The sequence below is a fragment of the Paenibacillus konkukensis genome (genome assembly GCF_023523925.1).
Taxonomy (GTDB): domain Bacteria; phylum Bacillota; class Bacilli; order Paenibacillales; family NBRC-103111; genus Paenibacillus_S; species Paenibacillus_S doosanensis.
In genome coordinates this window covers 2325493-2346342 of record NZ_CP027059.1, presented here as the reverse complement: position 1 = coordinate 2346342, position 20850 = coordinate 2325493, and the positions used below count along the sequence as shown (strand labels likewise).

General features: G+C 54.1%; 19 protein-coding genes. 10 read left to right on the top strand and 9 right to left on the bottom strand.

The genetic code is table 11. The features are described 5' to 3' along the window. Window positions 1–42 precede the first annotated feature (42 nt). Window positions 43–1770, bottom strand: coding sequence for a glycoside hydrolase family 2 protein (locus tag SK3146_RS10050; protein WP_249864943.1), 1728 nt, complete (start codon window positions 1768–1770; stop codon window positions 43–45). A 193-nt stretch (window positions 1771–1963) separates the two neighbouring features. On the opposite strand from SK3146_RS10050, the gene SK3146_RS10045 reads away from it, so the two are divergent. From SK3146_RS10045 to SK3146_RS10030, 4 genes are all read left to right on the top strand, one after another. Further along, window positions 1964–2779 (top strand): AraC family transcriptional regulator, encoded by an 816-nt coding sequence (locus SK3146_RS10045; protein WP_249864942.1) that lies wholly within the window; start codon window positions 1964–1966, stop codon window positions 2777–2779. A gap of 85 nt (window positions 2780–2864) precedes the next feature. Further along, on the top strand, window positions 2865–3491 hold the full coding sequence (locus tag SK3146_RS10040) for a fumarylacetoacetate hydrolase family protein (RefSeq protein WP_249864941.1): 627 nt from the start codon (window positions 2865–2867) through the stop codon (window positions 3489–3491). Window positions 3492–3651: 160 nt separating this feature from the next. Beyond that, a complete protein-coding gene (locus SK3146_RS10035) occupies window positions 3652–5613 on the top strand; it encodes an ATP-dependent DNA helicase (RefSeq protein ID WP_249864940.1) in 1962 nt (653 codons plus the stop codon). A 72-nt stretch (window positions 5614–5685) separates the two neighbouring features. Next, a complete protein-coding gene (locus tag SK3146_RS10030; RefSeq protein ID WP_249864939.1) occupies window positions 5686–6522 on the top strand; it encodes a DUF92 domain-containing protein in 837 nt (278 codons plus the stop codon). A gap of 310 nt (window positions 6523–6832) precedes the next feature. Here SK3146_RS10030 and SK3146_RS10025 read toward each other — a convergent pair whose 3' ends face one another. The 7 genes from SK3146_RS10025 to SK3146_RS09995 all read right to left on the bottom strand — a co-directional run bounded on the left by SK3146_RS10025 (window position 6833) and on the right by SK3146_RS09995 (window position 14497). Continuing rightward, entirely contained in the window at window positions 6833–8137 is a 1305-nt protein-coding gene (locus tag SK3146_RS10025; protein ID WP_249864938.1) for a sensor domain-containing diguanylate cyclase, read from the bottom strand. Window positions 8138–8264: 127 nt separating this feature from the next. Beyond that, window positions 8265–8615: a LapA family protein gene (locus SK3146_RS10020; protein ID WP_249864937.1), complete on the bottom strand. Its 351-nt coding sequence runs from the start codon at window positions 8613–8615 to the stop codon at window positions 8265–8267. Window positions 8616–8745: 130 nt separating this feature from the next. Then, a complete protein-coding gene (pepF, locus tag SK3146_RS10015) occupies window positions 8746–10536 on the bottom strand; it encodes an oligoendopeptidase F (protein ID WP_249864936.1) in 1791 nt (596 codons plus the stop codon). A gap of 269 nt (window positions 10537–10805) precedes the next feature. Further along, window positions 10806–10994 carry a hypothetical protein gene (locus tag SK3146_RS10010; RefSeq protein WP_249864935.1) on the bottom strand — a complete coding sequence of 63 codons (189 nt, stop codon included), beginning with the start codon at window positions 10992–10994 and terminating at the stop codon, window positions 10806–10808. 195 nt (window positions 10995–11189) lie between these two features. Continuing rightward, window positions 11190–11990, bottom strand: a complete 801-nt coding sequence (locus SK3146_RS10005; protein WP_249864934.1) for a YjbE family putative metal transport protein — start codon at window positions 11988–11990, stop codon at window positions 11190–11192. Between the two features lie 272 nt (window positions 11991–12262). Further along, window positions 12263–12496, bottom strand: coding sequence for a hypothetical protein (locus tag SK3146_RS10000; RefSeq protein ID WP_249864933.1), 234 nt, complete (start codon window positions 12494–12496; stop codon window positions 12263–12265). 720 nt (window positions 12497–13216) lie between these two features. Continuing rightward, window positions 13217–14497 (bottom strand): IS110 family RNA-guided transposase, encoded by a 1281-nt coding sequence (locus SK3146_RS09995; RefSeq protein ID WP_249860577.1) that lies wholly within the window; start codon window positions 14495–14497, stop codon window positions 13217–13219. Window positions 14498–14777: 280 nt separating this feature from the next. On the opposite strand from SK3146_RS09995, the gene SK3146_RS09990 reads away from it, so the two are divergent. The 3 genes from SK3146_RS09990 to SK3146_RS09980 all read left to right on the top strand — a co-directional run bounded on the left by SK3146_RS09990 (window position 14778) and on the right by SK3146_RS09980 (window position 16838). Next, a complete protein-coding gene (locus tag SK3146_RS09990) occupies window positions 14778–15479 on the top strand; it encodes a methyltransferase domain-containing protein (protein WP_249864932.1) in 702 nt (233 codons plus the stop codon). Between the two features lie 109 nt (window positions 15480–15588). Further along, entirely contained in the window at window positions 15589–15786 is a 198-nt protein-coding gene (locus SK3146_RS09985; RefSeq protein ID WP_079908601.1) for a cold shock domain-containing protein, read from the top strand. 311 nt (window positions 15787–16097) lie between these two features. After that, entirely contained in the window at window positions 16098–16838 is a 741-nt protein-coding gene (locus SK3146_RS09980; protein WP_249864931.1) for a YebC/PmpR family DNA-binding transcriptional regulator, read from the top strand. 82 nt (window positions 16839–16920) lie between these two features. Here the strand turns inward: SK3146_RS09980 and SK3146_RS09975 are convergent, their stop codons facing one another. Then, entirely contained in the window at window positions 16921–17568 is a 648-nt protein-coding gene (locus SK3146_RS09975; RefSeq protein WP_249866254.1) for a nitroreductase family protein, read from the bottom strand. A gap of 486 nt (window positions 17569–18054) precedes the next feature. Here SK3146_RS09975 and SK3146_RS09970 point away from each other — a divergent pair, with 486 nt between their 5' ends. The 3 genes from SK3146_RS09970 (at window position 18055) to SK3146_RS09960 (ending at window position 20848) form a co-directional block, all read left to right on the top strand. After that, on the top strand, window positions 18055–18915 hold the full coding sequence (locus SK3146_RS09970) for a tyrosine-type recombinase/integrase (RefSeq protein WP_249864930.1): 861 nt from the start codon (window positions 18055–18057) through the stop codon (window positions 18913–18915). Between the two features lie 102 nt (window positions 18916–19017). Next, entirely contained in the window at window positions 19018–20178 is a 1161-nt protein-coding gene (locus SK3146_RS09965) for a betaine/proline/choline family ABC transporter ATP-binding protein (RefSeq protein ID WP_249864929.1), read from the top strand. Next, complete coding sequence (locus SK3146_RS09960) at window positions 20165–20848, top strand: ABC transporter permease (RefSeq protein ID WP_249864928.1); 684 nt, start codon at window positions 20165–20167, stop codon at window positions 20846–20848. The genes SK3146_RS09965 and SK3146_RS09960 overlap by 14 nt, the downstream gene beginning before the upstream one ends. The last annotated feature ends 2 nt before the right edge of the window (window positions 20849–20850 follow it).

The following is a 20850-nucleotide window of genomic DNA, read 5'->3' as shown; positions in this document are numbered from 1 at the left end:
AATAGGCAGCCGCTTCGTTAGCCCGAACGTGCCGGTCCGCGTTCACGGCTTCGCCGGGCTATCCGCCGCCGAGCGGTATATATCGCGGACGACGCGGTAAGCCTGCTTAGGCTTACGGTATTCGTTCAGCAGCCCTTTGTTGTTGAAGCTTCGCGCCCGGTCGCGGAAGTAGCCGCGGTCGCTCTTCAGGTCGGCCCGTATATCGGCAAACTGCCATATATACGTTCCTCCTACCTTGGCATCGCTGCGGAAAATGCGCAGCGCCTCCCGAATCACATGAGCCTGGTAATCCTCGCTGAACAGGCGGGGCTCCCAGCCCGTGTCCCCGTAAATGCCGGCCGCTCCGAATTCCGTCATCAGCACGGGCTTGTCTCCGGCTCCCATCGCTTCGGCATAGGCGTGAAATTCGTCCAGCATTCCTTGGAATCCTTCGACGTTGCCCTCATACCAGCCGTGGTATTTGTTGATGCCGATGACGTCCACGAGCGGCAGCAGCACATCCTTCAGAGGATGCATCGTCGCGTACGCGACCAGTCTGGAGCTGTCCATACTGCGAACGCGCTCGATCATCGGGACGGACAAATCGATCGCTTCCTGGCATGTCGTATCGATCTCATTGTGGATCGACCAGAACACGACGCTCGGATGATGAATATCCCGCTCGATCATTTCTTCGAGCATCCGCATCGCCCGCTGCCGGAAGACCGGATCGGTCGTTACTTCCTTGGGCAGGAACGCGCCCCACATCGGAATTTCGCTCCAATAGACGATGCCGTGCTCGTCCAGCAGATCGATCCAATAAGGGCTTTGCGGATAGTGCGAGCCGCGCACCGAATTGCAGCCGAGCTCCAGGATCAGATCGAGATCTTTTTTCATCAGCTTGGGAGGGAAGGCGAAGCCCCATTCGGGATGCTCGTCATGCCGGTTCACGCCCTGCAAGTAGACGGGCCGGCCGTTAATGCAGATTTGCCGGTCCTTGACCTCAATCCGGCGGAAGCCGATCCGGTCGGTCTTGTCGTCATAGCCTGTAGAAGCCGTAATCAGGTACAGCTCGGCCCGGCCGACGTTCCATAAGCGGACATCGTCCCAAGTTTGGCGCACCTCTACGGTCACGGTTTGCCCTGCGGGAACGCGTACTTCTTCTTCGTGAAATACATGATTCTCCGCCGACAGAACGAGCGGCACGTCCTGCTCTTCCGCCGAGAGGGAGCGCAGGCGCACCGAGACGGTGACGTCGGCCCGGTTCCCGGAGTCCAGGCTGTACCCGATGCCGAGATGATCGATGTAGACGCCGGATAGCAGCTGCAGCTCGACGGGGCGAATAATGCCTCCGTAATGATACCAGTCGACTGCGTCAATCGGGATCGTCTGCCGGGTTAGCGTGCTGTCGGTGCGTACGATCAGCTCATGCTTGCCCGCCGACGCGGAAGGGACGACAAAATCGAAAGGCGTGTAACCCCCGTAATGGTAGCCGAGATGCTGTCCGTCCAGATAGACGTCGGCATGTCCCAATACGGCGTGAAACAGCAGCCGGATATGTTCTATGGACGCGAGCTCGAACGTCGTGCGGTACCAAGCGACGCCTTCGTAATCGTACAAACCGAATTCATTGTTCCAACAGGCCGGGACGAACACATTCGTTTGTGCGGCGGGGAACTGCGCATACCATTGATCGCGAATTCCCCGATCCGCCGGATCGGTAATGAATTCCCATTGTCCGCCAAGCTCCCGGGTTTGTCTGATTCGATGCTCCGTAAAAGTTCTGATCATTTTTTATACCTCCTGGGCATTTCAATAATATGGCGGTTCGATACTTGCCGCTGCTTACGGTTACAGCTGCATTGTAACAAAAGGCCGCAGGCCGGGAAAATGGGTAAAAGGAGAACGGGACTTGTACAAATCGCTTCCGGTTCGGTATAGTTAGCCAAGAAAATTCGTTTTTCCGAAGGGAGCTGGAGCACGGGTGGCGTATGATCTGAACGAGCTGCATCTGCATATTCACTGGGTGCTGGATAAGCCGACGGCTCCCGGGTGGACGGACAAGCGCAACAATATCGGAGCGCATACGCTGTATTGGATTCACGAAGGCAAAGGAACGTTTCATACGGAGCAGACGTATCCGGTTGAGGGAGGCATGCTTGCCTATATGCCTCCCGGCCTTGCGATGTCCATGGAGTCGGACGGTCGGTTTCCGCTGCGGATGACAATGATTTTGTTTGACTGCGCCGCGGTCGGATACGACAAGGAGTGGACCTGCGTCGCTCCGGTAGGGCGGTTGGAGCTGCCCTTCCTAAGGTCGTTCGGCCTGGAGAGCAGCATGCGGCTGAGCGGCCAATTTCGCGATATATACCGCTGCTGGGTGCCGGGAGCCCAGGGAGGGGCCCTGCTGGCGCTGATTCACGAGCTGCATGCGACGAGCGATAACGGAGCGGCTGTCCGCGATTCGGCGGCGTCCAAGATGGACATGGTCAAGGACTATTTGGAAACGTCCTATTACAGCGAATTTACGATCGGGCAGTTGGCGGACCGCTTCGGCATCTCGGTATCGTATTTGCGCAAAATGTTTCTGCAGCATGTCGGCATGAGCCCGAAGCATTATCACAATCATATCCGCAACGAGCACGCGAAGCATTATTTGATGTATTCGGATTTGCCCGTCAAGGAGATCGCCAAAGCTTGCGGCTATTTGGAGGAATATCATTTCAGCAAGTCGTTCAAGAAGCTGAACGGCCTGCCGCCGAGCAAATTCCGCGAAACGCACCGCTTGGATTTCAATTGAAACATGTCGGGACGGGGCATTGAGATTTCGCTGCCGTTCGATTATGCTAAGATGAGCAATCATTATGGGAGCAAAGGGATGATTTATGATGCAATCGATCCGTAACATTTATTGCGTCGGGCGCAACTACGGTCTGCATGCCGCGGAGCTCGGCAACGAGGTTCCGGAAGAGCCGATGATTTTTACCAAGCCGACTCATGCGCTGGTTGCGATTCAAGGGCAGCCGATTTTGCTGCCGGGAGACCGCGGCGAGGTGCATTACGAGACCGAGCTTGTCGTGCATATAGCCGAAGCTTACAAGCCGGGCGCCTCCGTCGATCAATTGATTGACGCCATGGCTCTGGGGATCGATTTTACGCTGCGGGACGTGCAATCGGTCATTAAGAAGAAGGGCCAGCCGTGGCTGCCGGCCAAAGGTTTTCTGAACTCGGCCGCGATTGCCGGATTCCGGCCTTTTCCGGGGGAAGAAGCCGTGAAGCGTACGGAGTTTTCTTTGCGTAAAAACGGAGCGGAGGTTCAGCGGGGCAACGTTAACGATATGATTTTTAATCTGCAGACGATCGTCGATTACATCGCTCGGCATTACGGGCTCGGCAAAGGAGATATTATTTACACGGGCACGCCGGCCGGCGTAGGGGCGCTGCAATCGGGCGACCGGATGGAGCTGTTGTGGGGCGAAGAAGTCGTAGGGACGTTTACGGCGCAGCTATAAACAACTCGATCGGAGAACATAGTCAAGGGTACCGGATGTATAATCCAGTATCCTTTTTATCGTCGTTCGGGCAGGGGGAGATGCGGAGGAGCGTGAATTTCGCATTCCGAATGCCCGTGCTGCGGCGCAAATTTCACTTCATGACGGAGGCACATAACCATTGGAGCGGTATCCTTTCACTTATGATCATTCCCGGCCGTTCATTCAGCAGGTCGGGAGCTGGATCGCGGACGTTTTTTACGACATACTGCCCGAGTCCGGTTTCGAGATTCGGGACGAACAAATTTATATGGCCTTTCAGCTTGAAAAAGCTTTTGCCGAGAACCGGACGATTTTCGCCGAAGCGGGGGTCGGTACCGGCAAGACGCTCGTTTATTTGCTGTACGCCGTCTGCTACGCGCGCTATATGCGCAAGCCGGCCGTTATTGCCTGCGCCGACGAATCGTTAATCGAGCAGCTTGTCAAGCCGGAAGGGGACATCGCCAAGCTTGCCCGCTACTTGGGCATGGAGATCGACGCCCGCCTGGGCAAATCGCCCGATCAATACGTATGTCTGGCCAAGCTCGACGAAGCGAGATTGGGACATGAAGAAGAAGAGCTGTACCAGGACATTTACGACGGGCTCCCCGAATTTGTCCGCTTCCGCGAAGGCCTGCAGTCTTTTTACGCCTACGGGGACCGGAAGCAGTATCCGCAGCTGGACGATCGGCAGTGGAGCCGAATGAACTGGGACTCGTTCCAGGACTGCTTCGCCTGCGGCCAGCGCCACCGCTGCGGACAAACGCTGTCGCGCGACCATTACAGAAAATCGGGCGATCTGATCATTTGCTCCCATGATTTTTATATGGAGCATGTATGGACTTACGAGGGGCGGAAGCGGGAAGGGCAGCTGCCGCTGCTGCCGGAGCATTGCGCCGTCGTGTTCGACGAAGGGCATTTGCTCGAATCGGCCGCCCAGAAGGCGCTCACGTACAAGCTGAAGCATATCGTGTTCGAGGAACTGATCACCCGTCTGCTCAAAGGCGAGGTGCGCGAAAGCTTGGCGGTGCTAATCGACGAAGCGATCGTGCAGAGCGAAGCGATGTTTGCCGTATTCGAAGGGCAGAGCAGAGCGATTCCCGGGTCGGACCGCAAGCAAGTCGTACTGAGCGGGGAACTGCTGAGGGAAGTCGGCTCGTTCCAGAAGCTGCTGGCGGACATCGAGGAGGAATTGGTCTTTGAGAGCGCCTTGTTCACCTTGAACGAATATCAGCTGCGGATTGTCGAGGAACACCTGGAGATGCTGCAAAAAGCATTGAGTTTATTTCAGAGCTCCGATAATCTCATCTGCTGGGTGACTGATAGCGTAACGGGACCGTCGCTCGTCATCATGCCGCGGACCGTGAAGGAAGTGCTGCGGGAGCGGGTGTTCAGCGCCGACATGCCGATCGTATTCTCGTCGGCTACGCTGTCGGTGGACGGAGCCTTCGATTACATGGCGGAGAGTCTCGGGATCGAGCGTTATTTATCGTTCTCCGTCGACTCGTCTTACGATTACGAGCGCCAAATGGAAGTCGTCGTTCCGCAATGGTCGCATAACGGCACCTTTTCGGAGAAAATGAAAACGGCCGTGCGATTGCTGCAAAGAACGGGAGGCAGGGCGCTCCTGCTGTTCAAGGATAAGGAGGAGCTGCGCGGATTCAAACGGGAGATTTCGAACTATGCGGAATGCGCGGGCATGAGTTTCTTATTCGAGGGCGACCGGGAGATCAGCGATCTGATCGCCGCCTTTCAGCGGGATGAGCCGAGCGTTCTATGCGCCGTCAGTCTGTGGGAAGGACTCGACGTGCCGGGACCGTCCTTGTCCAATGTGATCATATGGTCGCTGCCTTTTCCGCCGCAAGACCCGGTATTTATGGCCAAACGGCAGCTGGCGGCATTCCCGTACGAGGAGGTCGATTTGCCTTATATGCTGCTGCGGCTCAAGCAGGGGATGGGGCGGTTGATCCGCTCCCGCGACGACAGCGGCATCATTGCGATTTTCAGCGAGGAATTGCCTCACGATTCCGCGCTGCGAGAACGTATCGCCGGGCTGCTGCCGGAAGGAGTGCAGCTTCGAGAGGGAACGCCCGTATCCGGATGAAAACGGTCCGATCATTGACTTATGATGACTAAATCTGCGCTAATCACGGATTGCATAAGGGGGGAGACGCATATGTTGGATTGGGGAATCGGCTTGGCTTGCAGTCTTCTGATCGCAGCGGGAGCTTATGCGAAAAAATCGCTGTCCGCCTCCGGCGCAGCCGCGGCCGTCATTGTAGGAACTCTGCTGTACGCTTACGGCAGCCTGGCCTGGTTCGGGACGTTAATCGTATTTTTCGTAACATCCTCACTGCTTTCCAAGTGGAAGCACAAGCGCAAGGCGGCCGTGGAAAGCGGCTATGCCAAGACGGGGCGCAGAGATGCGGGACAAGTCGCCGCCAACGGCGGAATCGGCGTTCTGCTCTGTATAGGGCACAGCCTGTGGCCTCATCCGCTCTGGTGGGCGGCTTATCTCGGGGTGATGGCCGCCGTGAACGCCGACACATGGGCTACGGAAATCGGCGGGCTCAGCCGCACACAGCCGCGCTCCATCGTCACCGGGCGCATCGTTCCCGCCGGCACGTCCGGCGGGATTACGAGCCTGGGGCTTGTCGCATCGCTAGCCGGGGGGATCGTCATCGGTCTAGCGGCATGGCTGCTCCTTATGCTGCAGCCGCAAGGTGCGGCAGCAGAGGGAGAATGGGCTTCGCTTGGAGGTATGGTGCTGCTCGCCGCTTGCGGCGGTCTGGCGGGCTCGCTGATCGATTCTTGGATCGGAGCGGTATGGCAAGTGATGTACCGTTGTCCGGTCTGCGGCAAAGACATCGAGAAAGACCGCCATTGCGATTCGCAGGCGGTGCGTATCAGAGGAGCATCGTTCATGACGAACGATGCGGTAAATATGATAAGCTCGCTGACGGCGGGAGCTCTCTGCATGCTGCTGTACCTGCTGCTCTTTGCGCTCGTTTGACGTCCGCAGAGGGAGCTATTTGCTTCCTCTGCGGGAGTTTGCTTTGACGAGCCCGCGGATCAGCAGGCCGATCACGGCGAAGGCGGCGATAAAAACGACGACTTGCACGACAGTAATAATCATGTTGAGTTTCCCTCCGGATTTACATATAGTTCCAAATCCATTGTACATCATTGTATAGGAAAAACAAAAAACGCTCCTGATCTGTCACAGATACGGGAAACGTTCGCTTTTTTCAACACTCCGGCAGGATGATTTGCCGGAAATCCAACACGCCGAGCCGCAAGCTGAGAAGCCTACGGCTCGGCGTTTATTCGGACACTTGGTATAGTCTGACCCGGTTGCGCCCGTCCTGTTTCGCTTGGTATAACGCTTTGTCCGCGCGGAGGAACAGCTCCTTGGGATCGACGTCCTGGGAAGGAATCATCGTGGCCGTGCCCGAGCTGATCGTAATATACGGCGAGCTTTCCGAGCGGCTGTGCGGAATTTGCAGCTCTTCTACTTGCTCGCCCAACTGCTCGGCCACGGTCTGTGCTCCTGCGGCATCCGTACAGGGCAAAATGATCACGAATTCCTCGCCGCCGTACCGCGCGATGAAGTCGACGGGGCGTCTGGCGGCCTTTTTCAACGATTCGGCCACAAGCTTGAGGCATTGATCTCCCTCCGCATGGCCGTAGGTGTCGTTAAATCGTTTGAAATAGTCGATGTCGACGATGATCAGGGAGAGGGGAGCGCCTATTCTTCTGCCCTGCTTCCATTCCCTTTGCAAGCATTCGTCGAATCCCCGGCGGTTGGCGACTCCGGTCAAAGCGTCGACGGTAGATATTTTTTGCAGCAGTTCGTTGGTTTCCAGCAATTGCTTCTCAATGTGTTTGCGGGCGGATATATCCCTCGATATGGTGATCAGCTCTTTATGTAAACCTAAATTATCGAGAATCGTTCTGGCTGTCGTTTCGAACCATATGTAGGTGCCGTCTTTTTTGCGGGCGAGCGATTCCCTTAGGTTCATACCGCATTTCGCCGTCTCCGCTATCAAGTCGGCCAGCGGGACTTGGCTGTAATCCGGGTGAAGCAGGTCGTAGAGGCAGCGGCCTATCAGTTCCTCAGGTTCGTAGCCGAGCAGCGTCCTGCAGGCGGGAGAGACGTATAAATACGTACCGTCCATGGAAATTCTGGCGATCATGTCGGTCGAATTGTCGGCGATCATCCGATACATGGCCTCGCTTTCGCGCAGCGACTTCTCCTTGGTTTTGACGGCCGTAATATCCCGGAAATATGCCGTATAATTATGCCGGCCGGGATACACGCGGACGTCAAGCCATCGGTTCAGCGTCGGAATGAAAAATTCAAACGAAGCCGGGATTTGGGTAGCCATGGCCGCCAAATAATTATCGTAGATCGCCGTCCCGACGGCAGCGGGAAAGCTTGTCCATACGAAGGTGCCGAGCAGTTCGCTTCGGCTCCGTTCGAGCATCCTTTCGGCCGCGCTGTTCACATAAGTGAAACGGCCGAGTGCATCTAGGTTCATAATCCCGTCTGTAATATTCTCAAGTACAGCGGATAAATCTGCGCAGTTACCGTTAAGCGCATCTGCTTCCTTCAACGGATCGGCCATAGGGAGGAATCCTTCCTGGACATAATTGCTTAATATTGAATACATCTGACTTTATTGTAATGAATGCCGTTTCAATGTTCAATGCAAAATTGGAAAAAAACGGACTATTTTTGACCGACCGCGGTTTCTAGCCCCGCTCGGCATCGGCAAGACGGTCCGTCTGCGTATCGGGATCGGACGGAGACTGAACCGCAGTAAGCGGCGCGACGACCGAAGTCTCGGCTTGCAGAGACTTCGCCTCAGCAAGCTGCTTTTCCAGCAGCTTGACGGTTCGCGACAGCTTGAACTGGCGCGTTATGCCGATTAAGCCGACGATCAGTCCGCCAAGCAGCGTCGAGCCGAGAATGACAAGAATGAGCGGAAGGTTGGCTTCGGTGAACAGAAACTGAACCTTAACGGGTTCTACATTAATAACGGCGAAAATAGCGGTAATAAGGGCAAACAGCAAAATGAAAATGATAGTCCACTGGGCTTTCATGATGTAACACCTCCTGTAGGGCGACATGTGGGAGAGGATCGAGCCCTCGTCATTTTGGGCCGTAGGCCGTATAACAAAACAAGGCTGCAGACATGTAGCATGCGTGCAGCCTTGAGCCTTGCAGCGAGGATTACTTGGCGAGTTGCTCCATTTGCTCAAGCAAGCCTTTGAATACGTCCATAGCCTGCTTGATCGGCTCCGGAGTCGACATATCCACGCCGGCGCGTTTCAATATGTTGATGGAATAATCGCTTCCGCCGCTTTTCAGGAAGCCGAGGTAGCGTTCCACCGCCGGCTGGCCTTCCTCGAGAATTTGCTTGGCGAAGCTGGTCGCCGCGGAGAAGCCGGTCGCGTATTTGTATACATAGAAGCTGTTGTAGAAATGCGGGATGCGCGCCCATTCCATTTCGATGTCTTTATCGACAACCATCCCTTTGCCGTAATACAGGACGTTCAGATCGTAATAAATTTTGCTGAATTCCTGCGGCGTCAGCGACTCGCCCTGCTCGGCTTTTTCATGGATGATTTTCTCAAACTCGGCGAACATCGTCTGGCGGAACACCGTCGTGCGGAATTGATCCATGTAGTAGGTGAGCAGGTACATTTTTTCTTTCGGGTCGGTCGATTTTTTCAGCATGTAGTCCATCAGCAGCGCTTCGTTCAGCGTGGAGGCCACCTCAGCCAGGAAGATCGTATACTGGGCATAACGGTATTTTTGGCTCTCGTCGGACAAATAAGAATGAATCGCATGGCCGATTTCGTGGGTGAGCGTGAACATGCTGTTCAAATTGTCTTTATGGTTCAACAGCACATAAGGATGCGTGCCGTAGGCGCCCCAGCTGTAAGCGCCGTTGCGTTTGCCTTCGTTCTCGTAAATGTCGATCCAGCGGTTATCGAAGCCTTCCTGCAAAATGTTCAAATAATCTTGGCCGAGCGGCTTCAAGCTTTCCTTCACCGTAGCCTGGGCTTGCTCGTAAGTGATGTCCATCTTGAATTCGTCCACCAAAGGCGCGAACAAATCGTACATATGCAGCTCGTCGACTTTAAGCAGCTTTTTGCGCAGCTCCATGTAACGGTGCATCAGCGGCAGCGCCTCGTGAATCGTGTCGATCAAATTGGTGTAGACCGCTTTGTCGATATTGTCTCCGTATAAGGACATTTCCAGAGTGGAAGGGTACTTGCGGACTTTGGAGTAAAAAATGTTTTTCGTTACATTCGCCGCCAGCGTAGCGCCGATCGTATTTTTGTTTTTGGAATACGTCGCGTACATCGCTTGAAACGCCTCTTTGCGAACCTCGCGGTTGCGGCTCTCCAAAAATTGAATGTAGCGGCCGTGCGTCAGCTCGACCTCTTCGCCTTGCTCATTCTTCACCTTCGGAAATTTCAAATCGGCGTTGTTCAGCATGCTGAAGATCGTGCCCGGCGCTTGGGAGAGGTTGCCGACTTGCGCCAGCAGCGCTTCCTCCGATTTGGAGAGCACATGCTGCTTCTCGCGGAGCATCTCCTCCAGCGTACGCTTGTAGAAGCTGAGCTCGGGATCGTTAATCAGCTTGTGAAGGGCGTCGTCGGATAAGCTCAAAATTTCGGGAGAGATAAAGGATAAGGCCTCGCCGGTTTCCACGCTCAATTTGCTCGCTTTGTCGGATAATGCTTGATATGTAGGTTCCGCCGTATCCTCATGATGCTTCATGTTGGCATAGACGTACAGTCGTTCCATATGTAAGGAGATGGTGTCTTCGAGCTCGAAGCATTGCTTGATGGAGGCGGCATCCTTCAGCTTGCCGTGGAAGGCGCCTACTTTTTGCAGAGCTTCCTTGACCTCTTGATATTCCCGGTCCCACGCCTCCTGGTTAGGGAACAAATCCTCCAGCTTCCAGCTGTGCTCTGCAGGAACGTCGTTTCGTTTCAGTACTTGATTCATCGGAACCCTCCTCGTATTCTTCGGTTTGGATATGCCGTCGGCCGCCATGGGGGCTGCAAGCACTGTACCGGCAAACAGCACGCCCGTCATAACTAACGGAAAAAAACGCATAGCGCTCACGCTCCCTGCAATTTTTTTCCTAGTATGACCGGATTGTAGATTTATTATAAGGAAATTACCGGTCGAAGTAAAACAAAGATGAATGGCTGCGCGTTAGAGGTAAATTTCCTTGCTGACGAACGGATGTATTTCGGGAAGCACGGTCCTCATCATGTCCCCGTGCCAAGCGAGAAGAAGCTGTAGACGATGAGCGTGAACGAAAATACGACCATCACGATCGCCAGAATGGCGAGGGGGCGTTTGAAGCCGCTCGGCAGCGTATCTTTTTTCATGATCAAAATTAAGGCGAAGCAGAACGATACGATAATAAACGTAAGGATAGACGCGGAATTGCTCAAGTTGGACTCACCACCTCATCGGACTGAAACTTGTATGAACCAATTCGACGCAGCCGCTCTGAATTCCTTTTGACTGAGAGACCAAGTTCGGGCGGTCAGAGGTTTATTTTTCAATTTAAAAAGCCCTTCGCAGTCCGCTCCCGTGGACGCTTCCGGCATCCGTCACGGAGAGGGGCGAAGGGCTATGCGGCGCGATTATCCGCCCGATTTGACCAGAACGAGCCGGCCTTTCTCGTCGCGCTGCGCCTGGAAGCTGTCGTCGATGCGGATGTTCGCCTCTTCGACCAGCTCCTGCGGGATCGTCAGCTGGCCTTTGTCATTGATGGAGACGAGCGAACCGAACAGCTTCCGCCATAAACCGGCTGCCAGCACACCGGCGACGACCAGCAGCACAAGAATCCATTTCACGACGGGATTGGCTGCAAACCAGCCGTGGACGAGCGGGTCTTCCGTCAGCATTTTGCCGGCCGTCAAAGCAAGCACGCCCGCGCCGATATACATGATCCAGGGAAACTTCTCCATCCAGCGGATGAACAGGGTGCTGCCCCATACCATAATCGGAACGCTGATCAAGAGGCCGACGATGACTAGCAGGAAGCTTCCGTGAGAAGCGCCTGCCACGGCGACGACATTGTCGAAGCCCATTACCGCATCCGCCACTATAATCGTCTGAATAGCGGGCCACAGCCGGTTTTTCGCTTGAATGTTGTCGTGATCCTTCTTGTCGACGAGCAGCTTGTAGGCGATCCAGATAAGGATCAAGCCGCCGATCAGCAGCAGTGCGGGAAGCTTGAGCAGCCATACGACGACCAGTGTTGCCGACGCGCGAATGGCGATAGCTCCGACCGTGCCCCAAACGATGGCTTTCTTCTGATTCTCCTTCGGCAAGTTTCTTGCGGCCAGTCCGATCACAATCGCATTGTCGCCGGCAAGCACCAGATCGATCAAAATAATGCTGAGTAGTGCAGTGAAAAATGTAGGGTCCAACCATTCCATGCTCGTTCCACTCCTTTGTCAGGTTCATTGGTTTACATAAAAAAGACCTCTACCGTAAATCGGTAAAGGTCTCATGTAAACACAAAAGACCTCTACCGTTAAGCGGCAAAGGTCTTGCTAACAACGAATCGTTGCCAATAAAGCCGGGGTTGTTAACCCGAACTGACGACTTTACTGTGACAGCTACTCCCCTTTGGAGGACATCTTATGTAATTGACTTAATTATAGGGGGAGGACGAGCCGGTAGTCAAGCCCTCTCATGCGAAAAAGCGTTAGACTTCCTTGAAAGCCTGCATGATAGCGGTCCATTCTTCTTCGCTGCCTTCGAATTGCTCCTTCGGAAAACGCTCCTCGACCCAATGCATCATCGCCGGTCTGCTCAGGAACGTATGGCATTCTTCGCCCCATTGATCGGAGATTTCGCGCAAAATCAGCGTCTTGCCGTTGACCTCGACCGTCAACATGTTCCATTTGTCTTTTTTATAAATTAAGTGCTTTTTAATCATCGCCGTTTACTCCATTTCTTCAGCAGGTATCGGGTGAATCATACCGCAACAAGGGGAGGAAATCAAGAGTGTTGACGGCCCGAGAACCCTGGAAGCGCAGTGAAAAACGGGCGAAGGGGCCATTTGAATCCAATTTGGATCATGAATATTTATCCAAAATTGACTCTTTCATGCAGCCCCCGGAACCGGGCATCGAACCGTTTCTAATTTTAACGGACACGAGGGAGCTAAATTCGTCGCAAACAGATGCTTTTTAAACGTAACGGACGCCATGGCGCTTACATAGCTCCGAATTGCTTTCGAAGGCAGCTTAGTCAATAAATAGCTGCATCTGTGTCCGTCCCTCGTAATTAGGGGATAATCTCACGAATGCTCACTCATTCGCAGGATTTCTATTGTATTGGATGTCGGTGAAGTTTGGAATGTAGGGATTCTGGCCCATCTCATTGGCTAATAGGCATGCAGGAACAGAGGCAGCGTTCATAACGCTTCCAGTTTTACCCTATTGTGCACTACTCCACTTTGCCTCTGGAGGTTCACCCTCCCATGACTCAACGGGTCTTCGCCCTTACATTCCTTCGTTACACCTGTCCAAAGGTGTGGAGACCGATAGCGTTTACTTGACGGGTCATTGCCCTGACGGACACAGAATTCGGTTCACTGTGCATCCATGATTTGAAATCCTGCAAATGAGTCAATACTCGTTTCTGCTAGGAGACTTTAGGCTGCAGGGATGGCCGCTTCGTGTGCGGAACGGTATTCTTCTCCTCTTTGAACCATACCGATCGTGATGCGTGCCCATTTTCCAATTAACTTAAAGATTGATGCCTGCTTCTTCATCCCCTTCGCTACGTTGTGTTCATGCCATCGCTTGAAATCTTCATTGTATCGAACGAGATTGAGCACGCCCAGGAACAAATATTTACGCAGCATGCTGTCTCCGCGCTTGGAAAGCTTGATTTGTCCTTTGAACTTGCCGGAGGTGCACTCTGCCAGATTCAGACCGGCCCGCCTGAGCAACTGCCGACCATGCGAGTACAAGCGAAGGTCGCCTGCACAACCCAGGAGGGCTGCAAGGGTAATCGTCCCCAGCCCGCGAATACTTTGCAATTGCTGCGCCAACGGCATGTCACCCACGAGGGCCTCTATTTCCCGCTGGATTTCATCGAGTCTCTGAAGGGACTGTTTATACGCATCCAACAACCGCTTGATATCTCGACGCGCTTCTTCCGGCACTCGCTTGTCACCGATGCTGCGTGCGGCCAAAGATAACAGCTCCAGCGCCTTCGCTCTCCCGCTAACGCCTGAGGCCCGTTTCATGCCTTGTTCTTTCCAGCCTGCAATGACCTGCTCTACCGTTAGCCCTTGAAGGTCACCAGGTAGCGCAAACGCGCCGAGCGTCGCCAGCGCACGAGGGACGGTCCAATCTTTGAATACCAGTCTGAACTCAGGGAAGTACAAATCGATCCACCGGACGATGCGGTTACCTAAACGTGTGGCATCCTTCGACCAGAACTCGCGGTCGCTCATGATGGTTTTGATCCGTTCAAAGGCAGTCCCTCGGGGAAGGTAGTCCGTGTAGAAGCCCCGGCTCACCACATCAGCAATGGTGAGTGCATCTTTTGGATCGTTTTTGGAAGGACTGTTGTCCCGATTTTCCTTGTTGCGGTGCGTCGTGACGGGGTTGACCAGCACGACGTCAACGCTCTGCTCGAGCAGCCAGTTGGCAAGATTGAACCAATAGTGCCCCGTGGGCTCCATGCCGACGAGAAGCGAAGACAAGCCGTGTTTAGCTTGTGCTTCTTGAATCCACCGGAGAAATCGTTTAAACCCCTCCCGTGAGTTGGGAAACGACAGGTGACGTGAAGTCAGAGAGCGACCGCGAAAATCCGTCAATTGGGCTACGTGGCTATCTTTCGCGATGTCGACTCCCACCACCGCATGGTGTGGGGTTATACGGTCGATTCGTTGATTTATAGTGGCATTTCGGTTAAACTTCATAATAAGACGCCTCCTGATGGGTTTTTAGGGCCTTGACCCGTGACACCCCCATCATACGAGGCGTCCCTGTTTTTGTCCAAGGCCAAATATTAGCCTCTACAGGAATGTTTGCGAGTGTACTGCGCGTTAGTGCTCGCCTTTGCAGACGCAAGAGCGAATGGAAGCTTCGATCGACCGCAGGCGCGGTGCATGAAAAAGATTGCCCTGCGGCTGAAATGCATGTTAAAATTTCCCTGAGCCGAGAAAAGTATGAGCCGAGAAGAGAAGAGGAGAGATGAGAATGCAAGAGAAGGTTTACGAGCAAAGCGGAGTGGCTATGACATGCAGATCTTTCGACGAGTATGAGCGGATGTTCGCGTTAACCGGGGAATTGCTCCGCGAAGGGCCGGTTTTGGATGTGGCGGGAGGCGCTTCGTCCTTCGTGGCGGAAGCATGCTCCAGGGGCGTCGCGGCGCAAGCGGCCGATCCGTTGTATGCGATGGAGCCGGAGGACATCAGGAGCCGCGGAAGGCGGGAGATAGAGAGCTCGACCGCCAAGCTGGAGAAGCTGAAGCATGTGTATGACTGGTCGTATTACGGCAGTTTGGATAACCATAGATCTATCCGCGAGCAGTCGTTGGAGCGATTTGCCGGGCATTACTCGCAAACGCAAGGGACTTCGGTCTATACGGCGGCGGCGCTGCCTAAGCTGCCCTTCGCCGACGAGTCGTTTTCGCTGGTGCTGTGCAGCCATTTTCTATTTTTGTATTCGGAGCAGTTTGATTACGCTTTCCATCTGGAGGCGGTGCGCGAGCTGCTGCGCGTTTGCCGGCAAGGAGGCGCGGTAATGGTGTACCCGCTGTACTCGCTGAATCAGCAGAGGTACGCTTCGCTGGACCGCTTAATTTCCGATGTGGAACAAGATGGAGTGAAAGCGCATTTATCGTTGTCCGGCCTGGCTTTTATCCCCGGCTCGACGGAGCGGTTGACACTGCGAAAATGAGCGAAAACAAGCGGCTTGATTCTTTTTTGCAGGTTGATTTATAATGACTCTGATGATATAATTAACGTATTCGCTCTCAGATGGCGATACTTCTAGGAGGTTGTTTTCATTGAAAGGTACAGTTAAATGGTTTAACGCAGAAAAAGGCTACGGATTCATTCAAGTAGAAGGCGGCGACGACGTATTCGTTCACTTCTCCGCAATCCAAGGCGAAGGTTTCAAAACTCTTGAAGAAGGCCAATCCGTTGAGTTCGAAATCACTCAAGGAAACCGTGGTCCTCAAGCAGCTAACGTCATTAAGTTATAAGATCTAAAAACGACGGCGTAAGACACGAATAATTTCCATCTGCTGCAGATGGTTCTACATCTTGGCGATGCGCCGATTCATGTTTTTCTTATATATTAGTGCCATAGCAAACAGAAGAAGCGGCTCTCGAAGGTTTACTTTCGAGCGGCGCTTTTTTTTCGTTGTTTAGGAAATGATGCGCAGCAATATCCTGTGGATATCCGGGGGCTCCTTTTGCGCGGAAGGGCTTCAATTCGGATGTTACTTTGACCGGAAACCTCACTAGGTGGTAAACTAATGGGTGACACTTATCGATAGGGAGCGTTATTGATATGAAGTTTAAATTGTTTAAAGACCGTAAAGGCAAGGCGGACCAAGCGAAAAACAACCAGTTCGTAAAACTGGGGCGCGAAATTTTTGTAGCGGCGCGTAAAGGCGGTCCGAATCCGGACGCCAACTTTGCGTTGAAAGTGGCTATGGAAAGCGCCCGCCGCATTAACATGCCGAAGGATAACATTGAACGGGCTATCAAGAAGGCGACCGGCGAAGGAGACAACGTCGAGTACGAAGAAATTATGTACGAAGGCTACGGCCCCGGCGGGATCGCCATCATGGTGAAATGCCTCACGGATAACCGCAATCGTACCGCCGCTGACGTACGCGCCGTGTTCAACAAACGCGGAGGCAATATGGGCGAGTCCGGCTGCGTCTCGTATATGTTCGACGAGAAGGGCATTCTGACGATCGACCGCGAAACGCATCCTCTGGATGAGGACGAGCTGATGATGCAGGCGCTGGAAGCGGGAGCCGAGGATGTGACGGTAAGCGAAGACCACTTCGAGATCACGACGCATCCGCACGAGTTCGAGAAGGTGAAGACGGCGCTGGAAGGGCAAGGGCTGGAATTCGCCGAAGCCAACGTCAGCTGGGTTCCGCAAAATACGATTAAAGTGGAAGGCGAGAACGCCGAGAAGCTGATGAAAATGATGGATTCGTTCGACGATTTGGACGATGTTCAGGACGTATTTTCGAATTATGAAATCGAAGACGAGGAGATGGCCCGCATCGGCTAACATGCAGGTTATCTTCGGAACATGAAGAAGCCGTGCGCTCCGTAATGGAGGCACGGCTTTTTCATATCGGCCGATCCGGGTCTTAGTTCACAATACGCAGAATGTCGTCTACTTCCTTGCGCGCCAGTCTGCCCGGACGCTCGGCAGGGTATCCTAGCGAGATGACCATATTGATCTGGCACTGCGCAGGAATATCCAAATATTCGCGAAGCTGCTCGGAAGCGAGCAGCACCGGACCGGTCATCGGGCAAGTCGCCAGTCCGCGGGCGTGAGCGGCCAGCATCAGGTTTTGCGCAGCCAGGCAGCTGCTCTTGATGCCTTCCTCGGCCCAGACGGAGTCGTCGACCAGAGCGACGGGATCGAAGATCCGGTCTCTGAATTTGGATGCATACGGAGTAGCCAGGCAGACGATCAGCACGGGAGCGTCGGCGAACGCCGTGGCGTAAGGGCCGAACGATTTGACCAGCAGGCGAGCTTCCTTATTCAATCCGCGAGCTTCCGCTTCGGCTGCTTTTTTATGAAGCTGCTCCCAGGTCATCCGCTCGATCTCTTTAATCTTCTCCCGGTTCATGACCGCGATGAATTCCCAGGTTTGGGAGTTCGTATCGCTCGGCGCGTAGCGGGCGCAATCGATCAGTTCCTTTATATCTTCGACGGCTACTTCCTGTTCGGTAAACCGGCGGATGCTTCGTCTTTCGAGCACGACATTTTTAAAATCTTCAAATTGCATCATGGCTTCATCCCTTCAAGCTCGTTTAAGCATGCCTTATGACTTGGTACTAAGAGCTACGGTTATTATATCGGGTTTACCGGGGATTGACAACCTTCGGATTTTTCGGGTCTTGGAAATAAAGCGGCGCTTCAGCTGGACAAAAGGAAAAACCAGAACAACCTGTACCGGACGATTCCGGCGGTCGATCCGAAAGCATTTATCGCAGCGATGGGCCGCATCGGTTTCGTAATGGCTTATGAACAAGAAGCGCTCGTGGATGAAATTTCCATATAACAACGGTATTAGGCCGGATTCGGGACTATAGGGGAGCATATGTAAACATCGCCAGTACTGAGGTCGGCTCATCGCGGATTACCCGGAAATCTGCTCCTGTAAGCGGAACTACCCTGGTTGTCAGTTCCAAATTTGTTCATGTACAATATTCATCATAGAATTATTTTCATCGCAAGAATTTAAACCGCCGATAGAAATGGTGTGCTAACAATGGGACAGCTGGATAGCGGACTCGAAGCCGATCTGCAACAATTCAAGATGTATTTGCACGAACGAAACAAAGAAGCAAGCACGGTCAAAATATATGCGTGCGAAATTCGGCGCTTTCTCGAATGGATGCAGCAGCAGAGCAAGGAGCTGTCCCAGATCCGCCCGGAAGACGTCATTTCCGCAAGCTACGCGTTGCACGAGCAAAACGCGAGCTATGCGACGATCAACAAGTCGATTTCGATCGTAAGCTCTTTTTTCAAATGGGCGAAGGAGCGAGGCAGAGTTGCCTCCAACCCGGCGGAGCACATCCGGCTGCTGACGCAGGACAAAGCGGAGCCGCCCAGATGGTTGAGCGAGGAAGAGGAAGCGCGGCTTGTACAGGTTGCGGTCAAAGAGCGCAATACGTTCAAACGAACGCGCAATGAGGCGCTGGTCGCCGTAATGCTGTACGCGGGACTGCGGGTAGACGAAGTGTCCCAGCTAAGATTGGAATCTCTTCGGAATGAGGCGCTTATCGTGTATGAAGACGATGCCGAAGCCCGGAGAGTGCCAATAGATGAAACGACGCGGCAAAAACTTCAGGCGTGGTTGGCCGAAAGAATGCAGGCGGGTAAAAGGGAGTATGCCGAAAGCCCGTTTCTGTTCGTCACGGAACGATCCGGGAAAATGCAGCCGCGGGCCATTCAGTTCGTAATCGAAGGCTTCAGCGAGCGGCTCGGTTTTCCCATACTGTGCCAGTATTTGCGGCATACCTATTGCCGCCGGCTGGCGGAACGCGGAGTGCCGCTCGAGCGCATTAAGCAACAGGCGGGGCATAAAGCGACACTGACCACCTGGAGATATTTCGCCGGCTTGAAATAAGCGGTCGTTTCGCATTTCAGGAACTACAAAGGGGGAATGTGCCGGAGACGGCAGTAAGTCATGAGCTTTTGCCCCGATTTCAGAGAAAAGGTGGTAGAACGCATGATTCGATTGCAGGGGGTTCGCAAAGTTTATGATGACGGCTTTCAAGCATTGAAGCACGTCGATCTGGAGTTCAAGGAAGGCGAGATCAGCGTGTTGATCGGCCCAAGCGGCTGCGGGAAGACGACGACGATGAAGCTGATCAACCGGCTGAACAATCCTTCCGCTGGAACGATTGAGATTCGCGGCCAGAACATCACCGCCATGGACCCGGTCGAGCTGCGCAGGCAGATCGGCTATGTGATCCAAAATATCGGTCTGTTCCCGCACATGTCCATTGCCAAAAATGTCGGTGTTGTGCCCCGGCTGCTGAAGTGGGACAAACGCAAAATCGAGGAACGGGTCGACGAGTTGCTGTCGCTCGTAGGGATGGAGCCGGATACGTACCGCAACCGCTTCCCATCGGAGCTGAGCGGCGGTCAGCAGCAGCGCATCGGTGTGATCAGGGCTTTGGCCGCCGATCCGGAAATCATTTTGATGGATGAACCGTTCAGCGCGCTCGATCCGATCAGCCGGGAGCAGCTGCAGGATGAGCTCATTCGGCTGCAGCAGGAGCTTAGGAAAACGATCGTGTTCGTAACGCACGATATGGATGAGGCGATCAAAATTGCCGACACGATCGTTCTGATGAAGGACGGAGAGGTCGTGCAGACCGGGACGCCCGAGCAGATTTTGCGTCATCCGGCGAACGATTTCGTCAAAAGCTTCATCGGCAAAAAGCGGTTGCATTCGGACAACGATTTGGAAGCGCTGCCAATTGTCGACGAGGTGATGGTCGAACAGCCGGCAACCGCTTATCCGTCGCGCGGACTGGCCGAGGCGCTGAAGATGATGGAGAAGCGTCGCGTCGATTCCTTGCTGATCGTCGGACGGGACAGTCGCCTGCAAGGGGCGGTCTCCATTTATCAAGTACTCGATAAGTTCGGGGAAGAAGGTATGACGGTAGCCGATGTGATGAAGCCGGTGCAGCATGTCGTGCAGAGCGGGACGCCGCTGTCCGTCGCTCTGGGCGTCATGAGCGAGCATCAGCTGTCCAACCTGGCCGTCGTTCGCGACGGCAATCAGCTGGTCGGTCTTCTTACGAGAGGGAGCGTCGTCCGCCATATGGCGGAAGTGTACGCGCCGGCAGAGAAGGAGGAACCGGTCTATGACGGGACATAACATCTGGACGCAGTATGCGGATTTTTTACGGGATAGGCACACCGACGTGTTGGCCGCTGCCGGCGAGCATGTAATGATTTCCGCCATTGCCGTCATTGCCGGCGCCGCCGTTGCCGTTCCGCTCGGCATTTATTTGTCGCAAAGCAAGATCAAGTGGATACAGTCGGTTGTGTTTACGATCGCCAACATATTCCAAACGATTCCGAGTCTGGCGCTTCTCGCCTTGCTGATCCCGCTGCTCGGAATCGGAACGAAGCCGGCGGTGTTCGCTTTGTTTCTGTACTCGCTGCTGCCGATACTGCGCAACACGTACACCGGCTTTCACTCCGTCGATCCGTCGGTGCTGGAATCGGCGCGCGGCATGGGCTACGGGCGAATGCAGCGCATTATGCACGTTCAGCTCCCTCTGGCCATGCCGTATGTGATGTCAGGACTGCGGATGACGACCGTGTATGTCATTAGCTGGACTACGCTTGCGACTTTAATCGGAGCCGGGGGTCTCGGCGATCTGATTGTCGCCGGGATCGGTGTCAACAAGAAGGAGCTTATTTTTTCCGGTGCGGCGGTTGCCATTATTTTGGCGCTGCTTGCGGATTGGCTGCTCGGCGCCGTGGAGAAGCGGGTTACCCGCAAGGCAAAGCCCGTAGGCGCGGCCCGGACCGTTTCATAAGC